Origin of the sequence: Microcystis sp. M144S2 (genome assembly GCF_020246065.1) — a bacterium.
GTDB lineage: Bacteria > Cyanobacteriota > Cyanobacteriia > Cyanobacteriales > Microcystaceae > Microcystis > Microcystis ichthyoblabe_A.
Genome location: NZ_JADBTR010000120.1, coordinates 1 through 21,921 on the forward strand (window position 1 = coordinate 1; position 21,921 = coordinate 21,921).

At 43.4% G+C, this 21,921-nt stretch carries 21 protein-coding genes, 1 tRNA gene and 2 pseudogenes; 15 read left to right on the top strand and 9 right to left on the bottom strand.

The window, feature by feature from the left end; all coding sequences use genetic code 11:
* From IM462_RS21270 to IM462_RS14250, 8 genes are all read left to right on the top strand, one after another.
* The coding region (locus IM462_RS21270) for a transposase (RefSeq protein ID WP_287703720.1) at positions 1 to 326 on the top strand (326 nt) is incomplete at its 5' end.
* Between the two features lie 386 nt (positions 327 to 712).
* Complete coding sequence (locus IM462_RS14220; RefSeq protein WP_287703722.1) at positions 713 to 3,283, top strand: DUF3536 domain-containing protein; 2,571 nt, start codon at positions 713 to 715, stop codon at positions 3,281 to 3,283.
* 137 nt (positions 3,284 to 3,420) lie between these two features.
* Entirely contained in the window at positions 3,421 to 4,668 is a 1,248-nt protein-coding gene (trpB, locus tag IM462_RS14225) for a tryptophan synthase subunit beta (protein ID WP_287703724.1), read from the top strand.
* Positions 4,669 to 4,773: 105 nt separating this feature from the next.
* A complete protein-coding gene (locus IM462_RS14230) occupies positions 4,774 to 5,763 on the top strand; it encodes a CAP domain-containing protein (protein WP_287703725.1) in 990 nt (329 codons plus the stop codon).
* A 173-nt stretch (positions 5,764 to 5,936) separates the two neighbouring features.
* Positions 5,937 to 6,566: a ribonuclease D gene (locus tag IM462_RS14235; RefSeq protein ID WP_287703727.1), complete on the top strand. Its 630-nt coding sequence runs from the start codon at positions 5,937 to 5,939 to the stop codon at positions 6,564 to 6,566.
* A 314-nt stretch (positions 6,567 to 6,880) separates the two neighbouring features.
* Positions 6,881 to 7,531, top strand: coding sequence for a DUF3318 domain-containing protein (locus tag IM462_RS14240; RefSeq protein WP_002756971.1), 651 nt, complete (start codon positions 6,881 to 6,883; stop codon positions 7,529 to 7,531).
* A gap of 114 nt (positions 7,532 to 7,645) precedes the next feature.
* Complete coding sequence (locus IM462_RS14245) at positions 7,646 to 8,641, top strand: anti-sigma factor antagonist (protein ID WP_287703729.1); 996 nt, start codon at positions 7,646 to 7,648, stop codon at positions 8,639 to 8,641.
* Positions 8,628 to 9,080 carry an ATP-binding protein gene (locus IM462_RS14250; RefSeq protein ID WP_287703731.1) on the top strand — a complete coding sequence of 151 codons (453 nt, stop codon included), beginning with the start codon at positions 8,628 to 8,630 and terminating at the stop codon, positions 9,078 to 9,080. Before IM462_RS14245 ends, IM462_RS14250 begins: the two co-directional genes overlap by 14 nt.
* Positions 9,081 to 9,086: 6 nt before the next feature.
* Here IM462_RS14250 and IM462_RS14255 read toward each other — a convergent pair.
* From IM462_RS14255 to petN, 4 genes and pseudogenes are all read right to left on the bottom strand, one after another.
* Positions 9,087 to 10,534: pseudogene (locus IM462_RS14255) on the bottom strand (GUN4 domain-containing protein).
* 95 nt (positions 10,535 to 10,629) lie between these two features.
* Complete coding sequence (gene sbcD, locus IM462_RS14260; RefSeq protein ID WP_287703733.1) at positions 10,630 to 11,883, bottom strand: exonuclease subunit SbcD; 1,254 nt, start codon at positions 11,881 to 11,883, stop codon at positions 10,630 to 10,632.
* A gap of 46 nt (positions 11,884 to 11,929) precedes the next feature.
* Positions 11,930 to 12,073, bottom strand: a complete 144-nt coding sequence (locus tag IM462_RS14265; protein ID WP_002736416.1) for a hypothetical protein — start codon at positions 12,071 to 12,073, stop codon at positions 11,930 to 11,932.
* A 16-nt stretch (positions 12,074 to 12,089) separates the two neighbouring features.
* A complete protein-coding gene (gene petN / locus IM462_RS14270) occupies positions 12,090 to 12,179 on the bottom strand; it encodes a cytochrome b6-f complex subunit PetN (RefSeq protein WP_012265708.1) in 90 nt (29 codons plus the stop codon).
* Positions 12,180 to 12,264: 85 nt separating this feature from the next.
* On the opposite strand from petN, the gene IM462_RS14275 reads away from it, so the two are divergent.
* A complete protein-coding gene (locus tag IM462_RS14275) occupies positions 12,265 to 12,660 on the top strand; it encodes a hypothetical protein (RefSeq protein ID WP_287703735.1) in 396 nt (131 codons plus the stop codon).
* 164 nt (positions 12,661 to 12,824) lie between these two features.
* Positions 12,825 to 13,925, top strand: coding sequence for a 3-dehydroquinate synthase (aroB, locus tag IM462_RS14280; RefSeq protein ID WP_287703737.1), 1,101 nt, complete (start codon positions 12,825 to 12,827; stop codon positions 13,923 to 13,925).
* Here the strand turns inward: aroB and IM462_RS14285 are convergent.
* A complete protein-coding gene (locus IM462_RS14285) occupies positions 13,902 to 15,038 on the bottom strand; it encodes a geranylgeranyl reductase family protein (RefSeq protein ID WP_287703739.1) in 1,137 nt (378 codons plus the stop codon). The genes aroB and IM462_RS14285 overlap by 24 nt on opposite strands.
* Before the next feature lie 238 nt (positions 15,039 to 15,276).
* On the opposite strand from IM462_RS14285, the gene IM462_RS14290 reads away from it, so the two are divergent.
* Both IM462_RS14290 and IM462_RS14295 read left to right on the top strand, forming a co-directional pair.
* Positions 15,277 to 16,464 carry an AAA family ATPase gene (locus IM462_RS14290; protein ID WP_353737368.1) on the top strand — a complete coding sequence of 396 codons (1,188 nt, stop codon included), beginning with the start codon at positions 15,277 to 15,279 and terminating at the stop codon, positions 16,462 to 16,464.
* A pseudogene (locus tag IM462_RS14295) lies at positions 16,461 to 16,811 on the top strand (DUF4276 family protein); the annotation flags it as partial. The gene IM462_RS14290 and the pseudogene IM462_RS14295, both read left to right, overlap by 4 nt.
* A 711-nt stretch (positions 16,812 to 17,522) precedes the next feature.
* Here the strand turns inward: IM462_RS14295 and IM462_RS14300 are convergent.
* Positions 17,523 to 17,915, bottom strand: a complete 393-nt coding sequence (locus IM462_RS14300) for a DUF4278 domain-containing protein (RefSeq protein WP_287701899.1) — start codon at positions 17,913 to 17,915, stop codon at positions 17,523 to 17,525.
* Positions 17,916 to 18,069: 154 nt separating this feature from the next.
* The gene (locus IM462_RS14305; protein ID WP_287701901.1) at positions 18,070 to 18,468 is read right to left on the bottom strand and encodes an FHA domain-containing protein; all 399 of its coding nucleotides are present in this window, start codon (positions 18,466 to 18,468) and stop codon (positions 18,070 to 18,072) included.
* Positions 18,469 to 18,763: 295 nt separating this feature from the next.
* On the opposite strand from IM462_RS14305, the gene IM462_RS14310 reads away from it, so the two are divergent.
* On the top strand, positions 18,764 to 18,937 hold the full coding sequence (locus IM462_RS14310; protein ID WP_199309408.1) for a hypothetical protein: 174 nt from the start codon (positions 18,764 to 18,766) through the stop codon (positions 18,935 to 18,937).
* A 21-nt stretch (positions 18,938 to 18,958) separates the two neighbouring features.
* A complete protein-coding gene (locus IM462_RS14315) occupies positions 18,959 to 20,008 on the top strand; it encodes an AI-2E family transporter (RefSeq protein ID WP_287701903.1) in 1,050 nt (349 codons plus the stop codon).
* A 1-nt stretch (position 20,009) separates the two neighbouring features.
* Here IM462_RS14315 and IM462_RS14320 read toward each other — a convergent pair.
* A tRNA-Gln gene (locus tag IM462_RS14320) sits at positions 20,010 to 20,082 on the bottom strand.
* Between the two features lie 351 nt (positions 20,083 to 20,433).
* Between IM462_RS14320 and IM462_RS14325 the strand changes: the two genes are divergently transcribed.
* Positions 20,434 to 20,619 (top strand): hypothetical protein, encoded by a 186-nt coding sequence (locus IM462_RS14325; protein WP_287704239.1) that lies wholly within the window; start codon positions 20,434 to 20,436, stop codon positions 20,617 to 20,619.
* On the opposite strand, the gene ctpC is transcribed toward IM462_RS14325, so the two are convergent.
* Positions 20,609 to 21,901 (bottom strand): carboxyl-terminal processing protease CtpC, encoded by a 1,293-nt coding sequence (gene ctpC / locus IM462_RS14330; RefSeq protein WP_287704241.1) that lies wholly within the window; start codon positions 21,899 to 21,901, stop codon positions 20,609 to 20,611. The two genes, IM462_RS14325 and ctpC, sit on opposite strands and share 11 nt — an antisense overlap.
* Between the last annotated feature and the right edge of the window lie 20 nt (positions 21,902 to 21,921).

Below are 21,921 nucleotides of genomic sequence, written 5' to 3' on the forward strand. Positions count from 1 at the left end.
AGATAAATCCAGGTAAAAGAATTATTATCTTTTGGGATGTAGCTTCCTATCATAGAGGGGAATTAATACAAGGTTTTTTAGCTGAAGTAAATGAAGGTTTAGCCCCAGAAAACTGGAAAATAACCTGTCATTTATTTGCTCCTTATGCTCCTGAAGAAAATACGATTGAAGCAATTTGGCTATCATTAAAAACTCTGGTAAGGAGATGCTACCGTTTCTGTAAAAATTTTCGGATTATGAAGAAGATATTTAATCTTTTAATCAACCTTAAACTATTTACTTTTCCTAATCTCCACAATTACGATGCTTTTTCATGTCTCATTTGAAAACGCTATATCTTCTCTGGAATCGGTAAACCCGAACCCTTATAAGGAGGAGCAATTTTTTGGGCATGGCGATCGCTTTTTGGGCAAGAGGAGGAACGAGCGCATCTCTCCTAGGGTAGAACGCTGATGGCAAAGGATGGTCAGTCACCCCTAGATAGTCAACAGCCTACCCGAAAAAGCTAGATTTTGTAACAAAATTTAGTATTACTTAGTGCTGTGTATAGAGAAGTTGCGAATTGTTAACCTTAGCTTTGCTAGGAAAATAAAATGTGATATTGTGACCCCAAGGCCGTGAAAAACGGCAAGGTTTTCAGTTTTTTTAAACATCAGGTCGCTACATTCTACAGCTATTTTCGCTCAAAAAAAACGATTTTCTAGGCCTTTCTATGACTTATCTTGTTGAACATCCTTCTACAACCTTTTATTCCTATACCGATACGGGGGTCGATCCCCTGAAAACCGCTCACGGAGTTTATATCACGGTTCACGGACATTTTTACCAACCACCGCGAGAAAATCCCTATCTAGACAGAATTGAACGGCAGCCGAGCGCCCATCCCTTCCACAATTGGAATGAACGCATCCATCACGAGTGTTATCGTGCCAATGCTTTTGCACGCATTTACAATGACCGGGGGGAAGTGATCAAAATAGTTAATAACTACGAATATCTCAGCTTTAACATCGGGGCCACCCTCATGTCATGGATGCAATCCCATGATCCCGAAGTTTATCAACGCATCCTGACAGCGGACAGAAAAAGTTGTCAACGCTTAAACGGTCATGGTAACGCCATCGCCCAGGTCTATAATCATATCATTCTGCCCCTAGCCAACAAACAGGACAAATACACCCAAATTCGCTGGGGAAAAGCTGATTTTCAGCACCGTTTCGGCCGCGATCCCGAAGGAATGTGGTTAGCGGAAACAGCCATTGATTTAGCCACAGTGACAGCTTTAATCGATGAAGGGATTAAATTCACCATTTTAGCCCCTTCCCAGGCCCTGCGCTGTCGTCCTTTCCCTAGCGACCACGATCCTCATCCCCAATGGCACGCGGTGGCCGGAGGTCAAATCGATCCCACCCGTCCCTATCGCTGTTACATCCCCGATGGTCGTTATCTGGATATTTTCTTCTACGATGGTCCAATTTCTCGCGATATGGGCTTTAATGATGTCCTAGCCAGTAGTGATTTTCTCGTCGGTCGTCTGGGACAAGCAATTAAAGGGGATCATCGACCCTCCCAGTTAATCAGCGTCGCTACCGATGGGGAAACCTTCGGCCACCACAAACAGGGGACAGAGAAGTGTCTTAGCTATGCTTTTACGGAATCTTTCCCTAAAAACGGCTGGACAGTCACCAATTTCGCCCATTATCTCAGTATTTGCCCCCCCACTTGGGAAGTGGAATTAAAACCCGTGACCGCGTGGAGTTGTGTCCATGGCGTAAATCGTTGGCAGGATGACTGTGGTTGCGGGGGAGGGGGAAATTACCAGCAAAAATGGCGTAAACCCCTGCGGGAGTCCCTAAATTGGCTCAGAGATGAGTTGATTAAGGTCTATGAGATTCAGGGACAGGAATTTTTCCGCGATCCTTGGCAGACAAGGGATGACTACATTGCAGTTATTTTAGATCGATCCCCAGACGCGATCGAACATTTCCTGGCTTTGCATCAAAGTCGCAACCTGAGTAAAAGCGAGAAAATCGATGCTTTGCGTTTATTAGAAATGCAAAGACAGGCTTTATTGATGTTTACCAGTTGTGGCTGGTTTTTTGAGGAAATTTCTCGACCTGAAGGCACGCAAATTTTGAGATATGCTGGCCGGGCCCTGGAATTAGCCGGAGAAGTGGCCGGAATTCAATTAGAAATGAATTTCCTCAGTCGTCTAGCTTTCGCTCCCAGTAACGTTAAGTTATATCAAGATGGGGCCGATGTCTATCGACAATTGGTCACTTCTGCGCGGGTCGATTTGGAACGGGTGGCGGCCCATTACGCTATTAGTTCCCTATTTACCAATTATCCCAGTCATCATCGGATTTATTGTTACAATACCCGTCAATTAGATTATCAAAAACAAGCGATCGGGTCTTTAACTTTAGCAGTGGGACAGGTGGAATTAACCTCGGAAATTACCCAAGAAAGTGAACATTTTGTTTTTGCTGTTCTACATTTAGGAGGTTGGGATTTTTACTGCTCCATTCAACCTTTTAACAGTCGGTTAATCTATACCAATCTTAAGGATCATCTCTTTGAATCTTTACAACAGGCCAGTGTCTCAACCATGATCGTAGAAATGGGGCGCGGATTGGGAGAAAACTTTTTTGCTTTACCCCATCTTTTTGCCGACGAAAGACACCGGATCATGCAGAAGGTGACAGCCGAAACTAAAAAACGTCTTGATCAATTATACACCCAAGTTTATCGGGATAATTACGGCATTTTAGCTGCTTTCCAACGGGATGAGATTCCCGTACCTCAAGAGTTACAGGTAGCGGCAGATATTGCCATTTCTCACCGTTGTTTACAGGTGATTAATGCCCTAGAAAAAGATTTTGAGCAGCGGCAAGCGACGGAGAATAATCTCGATCAATTATTGGCTATTGCTAAGGAAGCCAATCATTTACGCTGTCAATTAAATATTCCCGAAGCGCGTCAAACCTTAGAAAGTTTGCTCTGGCAATCTCTTGGGAAATTATTACACGATGGCGATCCTTTAACTGCGGAGGAGGATACTCGCTTAATCACCCGTTTAATTGAAGTTGGCCAACAATTAAAGCTAGGATTATCCCTCGATCGCTCTCAGGAATTATACTATAATTATTTCCACGAGCGTCTAGTTCCTAATTGTTTGCGGTCTAATTCAATAGATGTTTCCTGTCCCTGGCCGATGACTCAATTAAAATGGTTATTACTATTAGGACAGGTGTTAAAAGTGGATGTGAGTATTTGGCTGTAAAATCAGTCAAAGGGTGGGCAATGCTCACCCTTTGATTATTGGGTAGGTTAGGCGATGATTGCCCTCGAACTCAGGTTAACCCAGAGACTAAACCCTTAGATTTATAATGGATCACAAGTCTCTCATCGAAGGTTTACATGACTATCACGCCGATTTATACCGCCTCAGCCAGCACAGTAACCCAGTATCCCGATGCTTTTGGGCGTTTTGGACGCTACGGGGGCAAATACGTCCCAGAAACCCTGATGCCAGCCTTAAGTGAACTAGAAACGGCCTATAATCAGTATAAGGACGACCCCGATTTTCAAGACGAATTAAATCAACTGCTCAAGGATTACGTCGGCAGACCTAGTCCCTTATATTTTGCCGAACGTCTCACCGCCCATTATGCCAAAGCTGACGGCACTGGGGCGCAAATTTACCTGAAACGGGAAGATTTAAACCATACCGGGGCCCACAAGATTAATAACGCCCTCGGTCAGGTTTTATTAGCCAAACGCATGGGTAAAAAGCGAATTATCGCCGAAACCGGGGCAGGACAGCACGGCGTGGCCACCGCTACGGTTTGCGCTCGTTTTGGTCTAGAATGCGTGATTTATATGGGAATTCACGACATGGAACGCCAGGAACTCAATGTTTTCCGCATGAGACTGCTTGGCGCGACGGTGCAACCCGTGGCCGCCGGGACGGGAACCCTGAAAGATGCCACCTCGGAAGCGATTCGCGACTGGGTAACTAATGTCGAAACCACTCACTACATCCTTGGTTCTGTGGCAGGTCCCCATCCCTATCCGATGATGGTGCGCGATTTTCACGCGGTTATCGGTCAAGAAACTCGTCAGCAAAGTCTGGAAAAATGGGGCGGTTTACCGGATATTCTCCTCGCTTGCGTGGGGGGTGGTTCTAATGCTATGGGTTTATTTCATGAGTTTGTTAAAGAAGCTTCCGTGCGTTTAATTGGTGTTGAGGCTGCCGGAGAAAGTATCGCCTCTGGAAAACACGCAGCTACCCTTACCCAAGGTCAACCGGGGGTTTTACATGGGGCCATGAGTTATTTATTACAAGATAACGAAGGTCAAGTTATCGAGGCCCACTCCATTAGTGCCGGTTTAGATTATCCCGGAGTCGGGCCAGAACATAGCTTTTTAAAAGATAGTGGTCGCGCTGAATATTACAGTGTCACTGACCGGGAAGCACTAGAAGCTTTTCAACGAGTTTCCCGTTTAGAAGGGATTATTCCGGCCCTAGAAACTGCCCATGCTTTAGCCTATTTAGAAACTCTTTGCCCACAAGTAACTGGTAGTCCTCGCATTGTTATTAATTTCTCTGGACGGGGTGATAAAGATGTGCAATCGGTGGCTAAATATCTATCGATGAATGGTTAACAGTGAGCAGTTATCAGTTATCAGTTATCAGTGAGAGGGATAAGCTATGGTGCATCTAAATTTGATATTCGTTTTGACCTATTTCCCGTTCCAGACTAGCTTAACATGAAAAGTTCTTTTAAGAAGCGTTATCAGTTAGGAATTTTGATGCTTATATCGACAAGTTTAATGGCCTGTAGTGCCTTAAACTATAGCTCTTTTAAGGAACTCGTACCATCTTTCTCTCCCTCTCCTTCTCCCTCTCCTTTAGATGCGGCAACTTTACTTATTTTAGAGAATAAAATTTATCAACAGGTCAATCGCTATCGTCAATCTCGCAATTTATCTCCCCTACTGTTAAATCGGGCAATTTCGCAACAAGCAAGATTACATAGCCAACGTATGGCCTCGGGTTTGGTTCCTTTTAGTCACCAAGATTTTGACAAAAGAGCGCAAACTATTGGTGTTTCAGTTCCCTATGAAGCGGTGGGGGAAAATCTGGCAGTTAATCAAGGTTATGAGGACCCGGTAATGATTGCTGTGGATGGTTGGATTAAAAGTCAAGGTCATCGGGAAAATATGGAGGGAGATTTTGATAGTACCGGGATTGGAGTAGCGACGGATAGTCAAGGAAAATTGTACTTTACTCAAATCTTTTTAAAACGTCAATCCGCTCCTGTTTCTACTAATCCCCTTAGCTACGATCCTATCGGGAATCAATCTTTTTTTATTACCCTTGAAGAAAACACTAATTATCAAGTTAATCGCTACCGAATTTCTCAAAATTTACCGCCCCTACGTCTCGATGCTCGTATTAGTCATGAAGCTCGCTTATTTAGTCAAAAAATGGCCAATAAACAGGCTCCTTTTAGTCATGATGGTTTTGAGGGAAGAGTCAAGGCAGTACAAAGGAAGATTCCTTTAGAAAAAATGGGCGAAAATTTGGCTTTTATGAAGGGATATCCTGACCCCGTTAGCGTTGCCGTCAAGGGTTGGATTAATAGCCCCGGTCATCAAAAAAATATGGTTGGTGATTATAATCTCACTGGTATCGGTATCGCTAAAAATAATGCTGGTGAATATTATTTTACACAACTTTTTGTTAAAAAGCGTTGACAAAATGACCATGATGATACCTAAAATTAATTACCAGTCTTTAGCTATCAGCCTTTTCAGTTATCAGTGATCAGTTATCAGTGATCAGTTATCAGGGAAATAAAGGCACTCGTGCAATAGGCAAAAGCATTACAAATTTCCCTCCTGTCTCCTGTCTCCTATCTGCTAAATATATGAACTTAGATAATTTTCAAGTGTGCGATCGAGATTTAAGCGATGACCTATTATCCCGTTATCTAGGGGTTAATTCGATCGCTGTAGATACAGAAACGATGGGATTAATACCGGGGCGCGATCGACTGTGTTTAATTCAACTCTGTGATCCCAGTGGTTTTGTCACCGCTATTCGCATTTTTAGGGGGCAAACAGAGGCTCCTAATCTCAAAAAGGTCATGGAGAATGAGCGGATAGAAAAAGTCTTTCATTTCGCCCGTTTTGATGTGGCTCAATTGTCCCAAACTTTTGGCATTGCCACTAAACCGATTTTCTGCACTAAAATCGCCAGTAAACTGGCTCGGACTTATACTAGCAGTCACGGGTTAAAAAGTCTCGTGCAGGAATTGGAAGGCATAGAATTAGATAAAACCGCTCAAAGTTCTGATTGGGGAAATGTCGCTAATCTTACTCCAAAACAACTGATTTACGCGGCTAACGATGTGCGCTATTTACTGTCAGTGCGAGATAAACTAATTGTGATGCTGCAAAGAGAAGAAAGATGGGAATTAGCCCAAAAGTGCTTTAGTTGTATCCCCATCTTCACCGCTTTAGATTTACAGCAATACAAAGATATATTTGAGCATTAGTCGGCAAAAGTTACGGTCTATTTAATAAGTAAATAGAAGAGAGATTTTGTCTTTGATCCCCCCTTAATCCCCCCTTAATAAGGGGGGTATCTGACAATTTTTAACACCGACCTACTTAGTATGATTGACTCCCAATCGAACTTTAAAAACCCAGTTATGGATTGTTTCTCCCCACTCCCCACTCCCCACTTCCCTCACTGATTACTGATCACTGAAAATGCTTCCTACTGCTAAAAGCTGCCAAGATCACAAAAAAGACCGCTATGATCCAAAATAGAAATCATCGTCATTGGTAGAGAATAGGTAAAAAATCTATGACATCTTATGCGGCCTCCTCTGCACGAGCCGAAATGAGCGAACTTCGGCGCCTAAAAACCCTACTGCCCCCAGAATTACAAAGTTGGGTAACGGTAGAAGGTTCCACAGAGGTTAACCCCCCCCTGATCCGTTGTGAAGAAATTGGCAGAGACGAGGTAGAAATTCAGATAGATTTGGCAAAATGGGAAAATTTAGCCATCGATCAGCGTAATTTGCTCTTTTGGCATGAAGTGGCCAGGATTCAAAATGATAGTATTCCGCGGGAAGGCTGGGAAATGGCCGCCCTCGCTATTGGTTTAGGTGGTGCGGTGGGGGAATTATGGGTACAGGACGGGTTATTATTGCTTTTGGCTATGGGATTATGTGGGATTTCCGGTTATCGTCTCTGGCGCAAAAATAATGGCGATAAAATTCTCAAAGAAGCGATCGAAGCCGATGAAAAAGCGATCGCCCTGGCCACCCGTTTCGGTTATTCTCTGCCCAACGCCTATAAGAGCCTAGGCAGTGCCTTTAAAACCCTAATTGAACAAACGCCCAACCGTCGTCTGCGTAAGCGTTATGAGACCCGTTTAGATGCCCTGAGAAAGAGTGCTGCCAAAGCGAAAGCCCAAACCCAAGGCCGTCCGCCCCTGGGTGAGATTCGTTAGCCGATAATCACAGGTAATCTGTGACATTACCCATTGGTATTTGGGGAAAAGTGTAGTAAAAATTTAAGTGGGTCATCAGGCCTTGTTCATCTATCAAACCACCTCTTTGTGTCGATGACTTCCCAAATTCCTGAAACACGTTTTCTGATCATTCCGATGGAGTATCCGGTTTTGCGGATGCCGGATCGCTTGACTGTCTTGGAAGCAGTACAGTTTAAGGATCTGTTTCACCATCTCATCGCCCAAACACCCACTCCCGAAAAAGTCATTCTCGATCTGAATGCCACTCAATTTATGGATAGTAGTGGTGTGGGTGCTTTAGTCCATAATCTCAAAGCGGCCAGGGCAGAAAATATCGAGTTAGTGCTGGCTAACGTCCATCCCCCAGTGATGGGGGTTTTATCGATTACGGGACTAGATCAATTATTCACTTTCCAAACCTCCCCCCTAGCAGCCCAAGAAAACGGCCTTACTACCCCTGAAAACCATCTACCAGAAACCCATCCCTCGATTCGCAGTTGGTTAAAGCGCGGTCTTGACATTCTTGGTGGCATCGTGGGTTTATTAATCACGGGGGTTATTTTTGTCCCCATTGCTATCGCTATTAAGTTAGACAGTCCAGGGCCAATTTTTTTCAGTCAAACCCGCTGCGGTTGGTTGGGAAAGGAATTTAAGATTCTTAAGTTTCGTTCCATGTGTGTGGATGCAGAAACACTCAAGGATAAAATCCCCAATCAAGCGGAGGGAGCTTTTTTTAAGAATAAAAATGATCCCAGGATTACCCGGGTAGGAAAATTTTTACGTCGTACCAGTTTAGACGAATTGCCCCAGTTTTGGAATGTGATCGCCGGTGAAATGAGTCTTGTCGGCACTCGTCCCCCCACACCGGATGAGGTGGAACGCTACGATGTTCCCCAATGGCAACGTTTAGATGTAAAACCCGGTATGACGGGAGAATGGCAGGTGAATGGTCGCTCTCAGGTGCGTAATTTTGAAGAGGTAATTCAACTAGATTTGCGCTATCAAGAAAATTGGAGTTTAGGCTACGATCTACAACTGATTTTTAAAACAATTTTGATTCTCTTTCAAAAAAACAGTGGTGCCTTCTGAAGTCTTAAATTCCCCTTCTTCCCCCCTCCAATTCCATCTACAAGTCCAGACGGAATTGGCAGCTTTAATCCCAGTTCTACAATGGTTTGAATCTCACGGCAGTTCCTTTCTACCCGACTCGGTGCTTTGGCAGTGTAAGGTGGCTTTAGCAGAAGGATTTACTAATGCTGTCCGTTACGCTCACCAACATTTACCCCCAACTACACCCATCGATCTAGAATTAACTTTTTCGTCCCATTCTCTAGAAATAAGAATATGGGATCACGGTCAACCTTTTGATCTGCAAGCCAAACTCGATTCTCTACAACAACATCCCCTCGCACCTTTGGAAATGGAAAGCGATCGAGGATTACTTTTCATGCGTTCTCTTACCGATACTTTACAATATATCCGCACTGGCGAAGGCAGAAATTGTTTAATTCTCCAGAAAAGTTTTTAAGTCAATTTACCCCCTGTTAGAAACTACGTCAATGGCACACAGGTTTCCAGACGAGAAAAAAGAATTATTCCACCCCCCACACCCCACACAAGGGTGGGAAGATGTCCGGAGGGTGCTTTGAGAGAGAAAGTAATTTGATCGTAGTATAACCACTTGTTATTAACTCGCCAACCGACTTTTGTTCCAAAAGCGTTCCATTTTTGTTGATCATAATTGCCGCTTCCTCCCAAACTTTCATAGATTCTTTTCTGAACAGATATACCGAATTTTCCCTGACTATATTGTAACCAGAGTTGATTGATAGTGGCTAAATCTTCACAGGGAAAGTTATCTATATCTTCTATCTTAAGATATTTTTCTTTAGTTTGATCGGCAACTTTTAATAATAAATTAGCCGTTTCTTGATCTGCCTCTTGCCATTTTTCTTGCGCTAATAAATCCCGCAGATTGGTGTAATCAATTGCCTTGACACTTTTGAGGTTAATTTCCTCCCTGGTGGCAACTGGAAAAACTGATAAAACCGTTTCTTGAATTGTGTCCTGTGATCGGGGTTTTGGCGGAATCACTACGGCTAATTTTACCGCTAACTCTTGCAGGACTTCCTCGACTGATTGATAACGTTTTTTGGTACCAAATTCAATTAATTTATCTAAAATTTCGCCTAATTCAACACTAACAGGATTATTAATAAGGTACTGTCTCCATACCCATTCATGTTCACTGACATCGAATAATTCAAAGGGAGATACTCCCGTTAATAAATAGATACAAGTGACTCCTAAACTATATAAATCACTGCTATTAATAGCTTTACCATTACTTTGTTCCGGGGCGATATATCCCGCCGAACCGATCACTGTTCCTGTTAGGGAAAGATTAGCAATAGTGATAAATTTAGAGGCACCGAAATCAACTAAAATTAGTTTATTATCGATGCGTCTCCTAATTATATTAGCAGGTTTAATATCTCGATGAATGACTCTTTTAGCATGGATAAAATCAAGAATTGGCAAAATTTCTAATAAAAGATGTTTGATCTTTTCCTCATTAAAAACTCCCTCGCTTTGTAATTCTTGTTCTAGATTTTCTCCCTCAATATATTCTTGAACAAGATATTGTCGCCTATCATTGCCGGTAAAATAGGCATAGAGGGAGGGAATTTGTGGGTGTTGACCGAGATTATCTAAACTAATCGCTTCTTCTTTAAATAATTCCGCCGCTTTCTTGAGAGCATTACTGCCTTGAGCGCTAGGAAAAAATTGTTTAATCACACAATAGGGTTGAGAAGGTTTATCCTCATCAATTGCTTGGAAAGTTTTACCGAAACCTCCTTGACCAATTAATTTTATAGCACGATAACGATCTTTGAGTAATAATTGAAAGCGACATTTTTGACAGAATTTATCTGTAGGATCATTGTTATATAGACAATCGGGATTAAGACATAAACTCATTGTTAGTTCAAACAGGGATAGGGAAGATGTTTCAGTGAGCAGTAAACCGACAACTGATAACTGATAACTGATAACTGATAACTGATAACTGATAGCTAAATCGAGGTTTCTTCCTCTAGCCAAATTTCTGGCTGTTGATTTAATAAAAGCTGGGCTGCCTCTAACATATCATCAACAATATCGCGCAAATCTTCCTTATTGTCGATATAAGCTTTTAACGCCTCCATCGGATCTAATTGATTGCCCACCCCTAATTCCGGTAAACGGGGACGGGTTAATTGACTAATTAATTCCGCCCGAATACTATAACTATGGGCAGTTTTTAAAGCCTCGTCAAGCTGATTGGTGTTAATTAGTTCTAATTGTTCACTGCGAATTTTATAAACTAAGCGGATAACTGCTTCCTGAATATCATGTTTTTTGAGAGCTTTTAGCAATTCTTTTTGGGGGTTTGCTGCCTCGGAAACATCCACTTCGATGGAACGGAAACGACGCACGGGTAAAGGACAAAATTCCCATTTAACCTCTCCTTTAGCCACTTCTATTAAAACATAGCCTTTATCTTCTTTTTCCTCGCTAAAATCCACTCGATCAATGCTCCCCGGATAGACAATAGGCGGATCATTGCTAGGATTAAGATTTTGGTGTTTGTGAACATGGCCTAGGGCAACATACTCGAATTGTGGACGATTTAGCAGGGATAAAGGCACGGTAAAACCTTTACCAACCGCTAAAAATCTTTCTGCTCCTAAACTAGCTCTATCGGCCATTAAATGGGCTAATAAAACTGTTGGTACGCTTGTATCTAATTGGCGAATTTCTCCTTCTAAAACTGGTTCCAAACGGTTAATTAACAATTCATTTACCCCACTCAAGGATAAACCCTCGGTTTCGGGACGGGTTAAGAGAGTGGCGCGGGTTAACCAAGGTAAAGTAATTACTTGGATATCGCCGTTGCGAGTGGTGATGCGATGGGTGGTCAGGCGATCGCCAACAATAAACCCCGGCACCGCTAAGGTACGATAGATGGAGAGACTGACACCGCCATTACCCTGAGAATGTTGATCGTGATTACCCACTAATAACACCGTCGGGATCTTAGCATCGGCAAGACGACGGAATTGACTGGCAAAAGCTTCGTGAACAAAAGGAGGAGGAGTGGCATCGGGAAAGGCATCTCCCCCAAAAAGCACTAGATCCACAGGGGAGGCAATAGCCCGATCGATACAGAGGCTTAAACTGCCCATAAAATCCTCTAAACGAGTATTTAATCCCGTTTTTGGATTTAAACGTCCATGGGAAAAACCGCTCCCCATGTGAATATCCGATAAGTGCAGTATTTTAATCATAGTAAAGGAAAAACAGGCGCAATTAAGTACACCTGTTCAGAATTATTTATTTTCCTAATTTTTTATCGCCATCTTGACGACGGCGATCGCGCCATTCTGTAGTCGTCAGGTAGAGAATGCCACCACTGACGATAACGAGGAGAATTAAGGCGACTAGAAAGAGAGTGTTGAGAATCAAGGATGTTTCCATGGTATCTATAGATTACCTAGAAACCGTTACGACCCCAAACCACCATGGCGATCGACCAAGTGAACAGGGCGAGAATGCTAACCCAACCAAGTGTCAAAATATCCATAATTGCCTTTGTTAAACGAAATACTTAGGAGATAACTACTCAATTTATAATACTTCATCAGTGACTCCGTTTTAGAGAGGCGATCATGCAAATTACGCTCAAGGAAAGAATCGAATCCATACAGGTGGGGAGTATCTCGGCTCTGGCTTTCCTGGTTCCCTATCTGCTATTTTTAACTGTTGATCGACTATTGTTAGGGGAATCGCTCACACTAATTGGCGCTTTTGTCAAGATATCCGGGGCGATAATTAGCGGATTTCTCTTCGGTGTCACCTATCGTTATGTCGTCCGTAACGACGATAATCCCCATCTCAAAGATGGTACAGTGGCAGCTTTTGCCCTAGTCCGCGGCCTAGTTCCCCTACAATTATCCACAGACTTGATCGCTGACGCTTGGCAATTAAGTCTCTTTCTGGGAGAGAGCTTTATCTGTTTTTTATCCTGTCGTCTGCTCTTGGAGTTGACTAAGCTGCGCCCATAACCGACTCAGTTATCAGTTATCAGATTTAAGTTTTCAGTGAGCAGTATGTATTAAGTGAGCAGCATTAAATGGCAGTTTCCCACTGTCTTTTCACTGTTTACTGATCACTGTTTACTGATTACTGTTTACTGTTTACTGATCACTGAAACATCACCCCACACCCTATGGCTATTTGTATTCCCGTTAATTTACCTGATCGCTCCTATAATATTCTGATCGACAAGGGCAGTTTAGCTAATCTCGGTGCAGAAATGAGCCAGTTAAACTTAGGTAAAAAGGTTTTATTGGTTTCTAATCCCGAAATTTTTGAGTATTACGGACATACAGCCGTTAATTCTCTAGAAAAAGCGGGATTTGTCGTTTTTACTCATCTGATCCCCGCCGGCGAAAATTATAAAACCCTCGATTCGATCGCCCAAGTTTATGATACGGCCCTCGTTCACCGGTTGGAACGTTCCTCGACTATGGTTGCCCTCGGTGGTGGTGTAATCGGGGATATGACGGGATTTGCAGCAGCCACATGGTTACGGGGCGTTAATTTTGTCCAGGTTCCCACCACCCTGTTAGCCATGGTAGATGCTTCCATCGGGGGTAAAACCGGTGTTAATCATCCCCAGGGCAAAAATCTGATCGGGGCGTTTTATCAACCGAAATTAGTTCTGATCGATCCTAGCGTGCTTAAAACCCTACCCGTGCGAGAATTTCGGGCTGGAATGGCAGAAGTGATTAAATACGGTGTAATTTGGGATGCTGAGTTATTTCAACAGTTAGAAGACTCGGACAATTTAGCTAGTTTTTCTCAGATCGATGGCGAGCTATTGCAAACAATTATTACAAAGTCTTGCCAAGCTAAAGCAGATGTGGTAGGCAAAGACGAAAAAGAAGCGGGTTTGCGGGCGATCTTAAACTATGGTCACACGATCGCCCACGGCATTGAAAGTTTAACGGGATATACTAGCGTTAACCACGGGGAAGCGGTGGCCCTGGGGATGGTGGCGGCAGGAGCGATCGCTGTTAAACTGGGAATGTGGACCGCCGGGGAAAATCAACGTCAAACCGATTTAATCGAAAAAGCCGCCTTAGAAACCCGTATGCCGCCTTTAAATGCCGATGAGATGGTAAATGCTCTCACTGCCGATAAAAAGGTTAAAGATGGTCAAGTTAGATTTATTTTACCAACGGCAATCGGCCAAGTCACCATTAGCGATCGAGTCACCCCCACCCTGGTGCGCGAGGTGTTATCACCAACCGAATCCGGGCAGTAAAAGCTTTTTCAATTGTTGCATCGCTTGTCCCGTAACATCCCGGTATTTTAAATCTCCCACGAGAATACGTCCCATCAGTTGACCGGCGATCGGGCGTTTAACGGCGACATTGTAGGCGATTTGGGTAAATTGATAGAATAAACCGGCTAATTTAGCCGCTAAAGCCATATCTTCCCCCCATTCTTCCCGAATTATCCGACTATAGCCCGCTAAAGCCTGATTATCCCCGGCTAAAGCTCGATCGATCGCCTCGGCTGCCTTAACTCCCGTCAAAATTGCCGGACGGATACCCTCACCGATGAGCGGATCGAGAATACCCGCCGCTTCTCCTGCAATTAAGGCATTTTGGGCGTGTAGCGGTTGATTTCCATTCCAAAGGGCTAAAGCATACTCACTATAGCGATAATCCTCTAAATTCCAGCCCTTTTGATGGGCATAATTTAACAGTTGTTTTTTTAGCTCCTCGGATTTGATGCTGCCCTTAAAACAACCACCGCTAATTGTGTAACCATTAGACTTGGGAAAAGCCCAGATATAACCATTTTTTAGGGAACCAAAATCAAAAAAAGCTTTTTTGGGGGGAATAGTCGCTTCTGCGTTAGTAATTTCCAGAGTAGCCCCGATCGCTTGGTTTTTCGCCGGTAATCCCAACCAGCGACTGGTATTGCCCCTAACACCATCGGCAGCAATCAGATATTTGCCTGAAAATGTTCCTTGAGATGTGGTAACTTGCCAGTGATCTTGGACAAATTTGATCTGGGTAACTTCGCTGTTATCTTGGATAGTTGCCCCGACTGCGATCGCCTGTTGACCTAAAAAATCATCGAAACGATCCCTTTGTACCATCCACATCGGTTCTAGCATATTTAACTTAGTGGTGGCGGCATCCCCCTGTTTCCAAGTAAACTGTACTTGCGTGACGGTATTCTCGATCACGGGGGTAAAATCAAAATCAAACCATTGCTTAATTGCCGGGGATACTCCCCCACCACAGGGTTTATAACGGGGTAATTTCGCTTTATCGAGGATCAGGATCGATCGTCCCTTTTTAGCTAGATGATAACCCGCCGTCGCTCCTGCTGGTCCCGCACCGATGATAATACAGTCAAACATTTGTACTAATTCAAGTCGTTGAACAAATTTATAGACAATTTACGCTATTTTGGGCAACTTGTGTTGAGTCTGGTTTCTTGTCCCTTCATCAGGCGGTTGAGCTTGCCTCTCTAGTTTCTAACTGATTTATACCCCAATTTCCCAGAGAGTCTAATCTCTGGCTTTTTTGGCTAATTGATCAGTTATCTTCACCTAATCAATCGTATAATCAAAAAAACTATAACTGCTCGATTATGTCATGAAAATTGTTTCTATTAAAATAAAAAACTATCGTATGTTTAAAAATATACACATAAGAGATATTCCCCCTTTTTGTGTGATTATTGGAGCTAACGGCACGGGAAAATCTACTCTATTTGATATTTTTGGTTTTCTGCGAGATGCCCTCAAAAATAACATTCGCCAAGCTTTACAAATTCGCGGCGGTTATAGAGAAATTATCACTAGAGGTCAAGAACAGGAAGATATTGAAATCGAGCTGCAATTTCCCATGAAAATCTTAGATACAGAACGTCTGGTTACTTATATACTTATAATTGGACAAAACAAAAATCGCCCTGTTATCAAACGCGAAATACTTCGCTATAAACGGGGTGAACACGGTAAACCTTTTCATTTTTTAGATTTTCAACTTGGTCAAGGATATGCTATCACCAACGAAGAAGATTTTAGTAAACCGGATAAAGAACTCGATCGAGAAGAACAACAGCTAGAATCTAACGATATACTAGCAATCAAAGGATTAGGACAATTTCAACGTTTTAAAGCCGCTACAGCCTTTCGTTCTCTGATTGAAAATTGGCACGTTTCTGACTTTCATATTAGCGAAGCTAGAGGAAGTAAAGAACTATCTTATGCTGAACACTTATCCCCTACTGGCGACAATATAGCTACAGTTGCTCAATATATTTATCAACAATATCCCACAATTTTTCAGCAAATTCTCGAAAAAATGAAACAAAGAGTTCCGGGTATTTCCTCTGTGGAAGCCAAAGAAACCGAAGACGGTCGCTTGATTTTATGTTTTCAAGATCAGGCCTTTAAAGACCCTTTTATTGATCGCTATGTTTCTGACGGGACTATGAAAATGTTCGCCTATTTAATATTACTATTCGATCCCAATCCTCATCCCCTACTCTGTGTCGAAGAACCAGAAAACCAACTTTATCCTACTTTATTAAAAGAACTAGCCGAAGAATTCGCCCACTATAGCGATCAGGGGGGTCAGGTATTTATTTCTAGCCACTCCCCCGATTTTCTCAATGCGGTTCCACTAGCTAGTATTTTCTGGCTAATTAAATCCCAAGGTATCACCCAAATCCATAGGGCTGCCGATAGCGAAATCATCAAAAACTTAGTAGCGGAAGGCGATTTACCCGGCTATCTTTGGAATCAAGGCTGGTTTAAAGGAGTAGAACCCCAATGAACTATGATATCGTATTTTTGCTAGAAGAGTCATCTATAGAAAATGTGTTAAACGAACTTTTGCCTAAACTTATTCCCCCAGAAATTAGCTATATATGTATTAGTCATCAAGGTAAACAAGACCTAGCAAAATCTATTCCTATAAAACTCAAAGCTTTCAAGAAATCTAGTCCCAATACCAAATTTATTATTGTCCATGATCAGGATTCCCACGACTGTCAAAAACTCAAAAAAGACCTAGGGGAAATTTGTCAAAATGCCAGTGATGCTCAAGTCTTAATTAGGATTATTTGCCATGAATTAGAATCTTGGTTTCTGGGAGATTTAGCAGCGGTAGCCAAGGCCTATAAGTAGGTAGGCGTTAAAAATTATCAGATCCCCCCCTTATTAAGGGGGGATTAAGGGGGGATCCCCCCGCCTATCGGCACCCCCCTTATCAAGGGGGGCAGGGGGGATCGAACCTAAAATCCATTTTTAATTTAATTATAACCAGCTACTTAATTTAAATAGTCTCGGCCAAAAACAAAATAAAAGTAAATACAGAGAACCAGACCTGCTTAACTCGGCCAAACAAGAATTAAAAAAGCTAGTGAAAGAGTATTATGCAGGAACCCACTCTAAACAGATTGCCCCCCATCTTTCCCTAACTGAAAATAAATCGCGTAGTTTTCAAACTTTTATCCAAGGTATCAAAAATGTTGTGGAAATGATACAACGCCCCAATCCGAACCCGAACTAAAATAGACCTCGACCTAATATAATTAAAAGCTTGTAAACTCCTAACTAGAGTTGGCTGAAAAAATCTAATACCATTTCTCTAAATTAAAACTACACATCGAATTTAAGTCACCCTTTTTAAGGGGGATTTAGGGGGATTAAACTTCTGTAGTCAGACTTTGGAGAATTGGTATAAAAATCTTGTTGGATAATATCTTTAGGCTTTTTTAAAATCAAAAAGTGCCGGCCCTGGGAGTGAGCGGGGGGAAGATTTAGGCATTTTTGCGCCCAAAAATATTCCCCCCGGCAGAACCGAGGGGAAAGTGGAGAAAAACCGCTAATCTAGCAGTTTAAGGCTAAGTCTTGGGATTCTTTTTTCAAGAGATTAACGAGGGTTTCGTCACCATTCTCTTGAGCGATTTGTAAACGACGTTCCAGACGACGACGAATATTGTTCAGATGGACGCTAGAAAGGGTTTCCTCTTGGACGACAATAGGGGGTTTGACAACCGGCAACGGACAAGTGTTCGGGGTGACTTGTCCAGCAAGATGAGGACGGGTGCTGTAGGCAACTCCACGATACTGACGATGCAGTTTCGGTTCTAATTGGAGCATATGGCGAGGATAATGGTGATTCCAGTCTTGACCTCGGTATTTACCCCCGATATCTCCGGTCTTCATCTCCAAGGGGAGAGAATCCCTTTCGTACTTAACTCCTCGATAGGCTAACATCATATCACTGACTCCCTGCAATGCTTTAAAGTGACTTTAATCCCCCTTGTCGTCCCTATTTAGGGACAGCAAGCTAGAAGATTTTATTTCTTATTCTGTATCTATTTTTACATTTTGTTAGGGAAATTGAAAAAACTTTATAAAAATTTAATATTTTCTAGCTGGCGATAGTATCCTTTTCTGGCTGAGTTTGATTGCCCACCAAAGGAGCCTCTAGGGATTTGAGGATTAATTTTGGTTGCTCGTCCTCATCAATGAGACGAATTTGAATTTGCGGGCCGGAGGCGGCTAAACGAACCACCATACCATCAACGACGGCGGTTTTCTCGATCGGTTTGCCATTGAGAAACGTCCCATTTGCCCCTAAATTTTCCAATTCCCAATCATTGCGATCATTACGGTGGATTTCTAAGTGCCGCCTCGAAACCACAGCACTATAGAGAACTACATGATTATCCAGCGCCCTGCCGATGAGAATGGTTGATTGATCATTGTCAAATTGCCAATGTTGTAGAGGCGTGGCTTGACTGGGGTGTAAAAGAGTTAATGTGATCACGGTGACTGTTGGCGGCACGATAGAGGAGGTGGACAGGGTAAATCTTATCTGCTGTCAAGATTGATCCTTGCTATTAAGTCTTAAATCCTAGCAATGAATATCTCTAGTTAATTGACTGAGCCTTTTCTTTCCATTGTCTCATACTTTCCTCTTCCCTCGGAACCGACCTCCCCCAGAAAATCTAGCCCCTTCGCCCTAGTATTAATAAAACTGATGGGGGATGATTTCCACATTTTGACCAATTTTTAACCTCTTCAGGGATAAGATAGTGCTGGTGTCCCCTAAACATTCATCTATGAGCGGCTTTATTATCAAAATAATCTTGATATCGGCTTTAATTTCCCTGGGAATTAAATATCTTGCCCCTTTATTATCGATCGCTCCTGGTCCTCTTAACACTTTAATTCTGGTTTTTACTCCTTTTCTGCTCACGGTTTTTGCCCTCTGGAGACGGACAATAACTGATTAGGAATTTTTCTCCTTACTCACCATGACTTTTGGCAGCAGCCTCGGTTTAGTCCTGTTAGTCTTTTGTCTGCTGATTCTCTGGCAGATTCGACAGATTCTCTTATTACTATTGATGGCGATTCTTCTGGCGCAGATTTTAAATTTAGCTGTGACTTGGTGGCAGCGTCATCACCTCAAGCGTTCCCACGCCCTAATTATTACCCTTTTTGGCTTCTTTATTGGTATTATCGGTATTTTTGTGGGGATTATACCCGCTTTAGTTCAACAATTTCGCCAATTATTTAGTTTACTGCCCCAAGCTATAGAAAGACTCTGGGGACAAGTGCATCGTCTTGAGGATTATCTCGATCCTAGTTTGGCCAGTGTCTTTCCAGACTTTAAAACCCTGCTGGCTCAATTACAACCCCTGATTAACCAAATTGCTGGCCGGGGTTTGAGCATTTTTTACGGTACTTTCGGCATTATCCTCAGCTTACTGCTAATTATTGCCCTGAGCTTGATGATTCTCGCCGATCCTGCCGCTTACCACCGTTGTTTTCTGCGTTTATTTCCCGCTTTCTACCGTTCTCGGGTACGATCGATCCTAGAACAGTGCGATCGAGATTTAAAAGCTTGGCTAAAAGGGATTTTCTGTCATATGTTGATTATGACCTTGGGCAGTTGCCTAGGTCTATCCCTGATCGGCATTCCTCTGGCTTTTTCCCAATCTATTCTGGCGGGATTTCTCACCTTTATCCCCAACCTCGGGCCAGTTTTAAGCACGATTTTACCCTTTTCTATCGCCCTTCTGGAAGCTCCCTGGCAACCCTGGGCGGTTTTACTACTCTACAGCAGTATTTATCTGTTAATTCAATATTTCGACCGTCATTCACCGCTGCCGATTTTAACAGTGCAGTCGCTCAAACTCTTACCCGCTTTTACCCTGTTGGCCCAGTTGTTTTTCGCCTCGATTTTTGGCTTTTTAGGGCTATTTCTAGCGGTTCCCCTGACGCTTATCGGTCGTATTTGGCTAAAGGAAGCTTTGATCAAGGATATTCTCGATCATTGGCGGATTAGGGATAAAAAATACTAAACTGGGGATCTAGGATTCGAACCTAGGAAATGGCGGGACCAAAACCCGCTGCCTTACCGCTTGGCTAATCCCCATTGGACAGACCTTTTTAATATTAGCATTTATCTCCCCGGTTTTGTCAAGAAGTTTATAAAAATTTTTTACTTCGGGTTTGCGGCAAAAAGTTTTTCGTGGGGGCAGGGTGTGGGCTTCGGCCGTGAGCTCAGCCGAACGGGTGTAGGGTGTGGGCTTCGGCCGTGAGCTCAGCCGAACGGGTGTGGGGTGTGGGCTTCGGCCGTGAGCTCAGCCGAACGGGTGTGGGGTGTGGGCTTCGGCCGTGAGCTCAGCCGAACGGGTGTGGGGTGTGGGGTTTGGGGTAGGGTTGATTCATGAATCAACCCTACTATGAATCAACCCTAGGGTTTGGGGTATAAGGAGAAAAATCTATGGATAATAGCGCACAAAACTGGTACATTGTCCGGGAAAATACGGGAATTTGTCAGATTATAGCCCTAGAAAACGGAAAAACCCCAGTTAATGGTCAATACTGGGGTCCTTTTGCCGAGCGGGGAGAAGCGATCGCCCGTCGGGTGGGTTTAATTCGAGCGGGCAAATGTCAACCTATTGTTTAGCGGTATTGGTGGGCGTTTTCTTGCCTTCAGTGATTTCTTTTTCTAGGATTTCAAAAGCCTTCTTGAATTGAGGATCCTGGAAGGTTCCCACCCGATCCCGTTCCTGTTGAAGATTTTTGCGCTCTTCCTCGCTCAGTTCTGACTCCACATCCGGATGAATACCATCTTTATTGATGTCCCGTCCGTCGGGGGTGAGATACTTGGCAATTGTCACCGCTAATCCCGAACCGTCACTGAGACTGCGTACCGATTGCACTAATCCCTTACCAAAGGTTTTCGTACCGACAATAACCGCCCGATCATGATCCTGTAAAGCTCCGGAGAGAATTTCACTGGCACTGGCGGAACCACCATCGACGAGGACAACCAGCGGTTTATTAGTCAAAGCTTGATTGTTGGCCCGTTGACGTTCCGTCACCCCTTTGCGATCGACCGTAGAGACAATTAAACCATCAGGTATCCACATCCGAGCGATTTCGATGCTGGCGTAGAGTAAACCGCCGGGGTTAGAACGCAGATCGAGAATATAACCCTTCACCTCTTCGGTTTCCAATTCGCGAATCGCTTGACTCATATCGCCACTAGCTTGGGCGCTAAATTGATTAAGACGGATATAACCGATTTTACCGATCGGGGTGTTTTCCGTGTGGGCGCGCACCGGGTGAATTTCAATTTTGGCCCGGGTAAGAGTCAATTCTTTCTTCTCCTCACCCCGTTGAATCGTGATCTTAACGCTTGTCCCCACTTTGCCGCGGATCATGCTCACCGCTTGCTCCAGTTCCATACCTTCGGTAGATTTACCATCGATAGCGATAATCACATCTTTAGGCAGCACACCGGCTTTAGAAGCGGGAGTGTCTTCAATGGGTGAAACCACGACTAACTGCTTAGTTTTCTCATCTTTGGTCAGTTGAATCCCTACCCCGGTCAATTCTCCCGATGTATCGATCTTCATATTGTTAAACTCTTTGGGATCCATAAAACGGGTATAGGGATCATTGAGAGTTTTTAACATCTCGCGGATAGCGGTGTATGCTTCCTCTTGATTTTTGTAGGAACGATTTAAATACTGATTGCGGATGGCGTTCCAGTCCGATTGATTAAAAGTGCCATCTAAATAAGTGCGGTTGATGATCTGCCAAACCTCATCAACGGTTTCCTTGGGACTTTCCTGAAAAAAAGCTTGACTTTGGGAGAGACGGAATCCCGCCCCCGTGACGGCGACGGTAGACAGGACCACTGCTGTAGCACCGAGAACAAGTCCGCGTTTGTTGATAACCATAGGTAATTTTCGGATAAATT

Bases quoted from the DNA above. Each gene is read 5' to 3' on its own strand.
- IM462_RS14220 (WP_287703722.1), top strand. From the start codon at position 713: ATGACTTATCTTGTTGAACATCCTTCTACAACCTTTTATTCCTATACC.
- trpB (WP_287703724.1), top strand. From the start codon at position 3,421: ATGACTATCACGCCGATTTATACCGCCTCAGCCAGCACAGTAACCCAG.
- IM462_RS14230 (WP_287703725.1), top strand. From the start codon at position 4,774: ATGAAAAGTTCTTTTAAGAAGCGTTATCAGTTAGGAATTTTGATGCTT.
- IM462_RS14235 (WP_287703727.1), top strand. From the start codon at position 5,937: ATGAACTTAGATAATTTTCAAGTGTGCGATCGAGATTTAAGCGATGAC.
- IM462_RS14240 (WP_002756971.1), top strand. From the start codon at position 6,881: ATGACATCTTATGCGGCCTCCTCTGCACGAGCCGAAATGAGCGAACTT.
- IM462_RS14245 (WP_287703729.1), top strand. From the start codon at position 7,646: ATGACTTCCCAAATTCCTGAAACACGTTTTCTGATCATTCCGATGGAG.
- sbcD (WP_287703733.1), bottom strand. From the start codon at position 11,883: ATGATTAAAATACTGCACTTATCGGATATTCACATGGGGAGCGGTTTT.
- IM462_RS14265 (WP_002736416.1), bottom strand. From the start codon at position 12,073: ATGGAAACATCCTTGATTCTCAACACTCTCTTTCTAGTCGCCTTAATT.
- petN (WP_012265708.1), bottom strand. From the start codon at position 12,179: ATGGATATTTTGACACTTGGTTGGGTTAGCATTCTCGCCCTGTTCACT.
- IM462_RS14275 (WP_287703735.1), top strand. From the start codon at position 12,265: ATGCAAATTACGCTCAAGGAAAGAATCGAATCCATACAGGTGGGGAGT.
- aroB (WP_287703737.1), top strand. From the start codon at position 12,825: ATGGCTATTTGTATTCCCGTTAATTTACCTGATCGCTCCTATAATATT.
- IM462_RS14285 (WP_287703739.1), bottom strand. From the start codon at position 15,038: ATGTTTGACTGTATTATCATCGGTGCGGGACCAGCAGGAGCGACGGCG.
- IM462_RS14290 (WP_353737368.1), top strand. From the start codon at position 15,277: ATGAAAATTGTTTCTATTAAAATAAAAAACTATCGTATGTTTAAAAAT.
- IM462_RS14300 (WP_287701899.1), bottom strand. From the start codon at position 17,915: ATGATGTTAGCCTATCGAGGAGTTAAGTACGAAAGGGATTCTCTCCCC.
- IM462_RS14310 (WP_199309408.1), top strand. From the start codon at position 18,764: ATGAGCGGCTTTATTATCAAAATAATCTTGATATCGGCTTTAATTTCC.
- IM462_RS14315 (WP_287701903.1), top strand. From the start codon at position 18,959: ATGACTTTTGGCAGCAGCCTCGGTTTAGTCCTGTTAGTCTTTTGTCTG.
- IM462_RS14325 (WP_287704239.1), top strand. From the start codon at position 20,434: ATGGATAATAGCGCACAAAACTGGTACATTGTCCGGGAAAATACGGGA.
- ctpC (WP_287704241.1), bottom strand. From the start codon at position 21,901: ATGGTTATCAACAAACGCGGACTTGTTCTCGGTGCTACAGCAGTGGTC.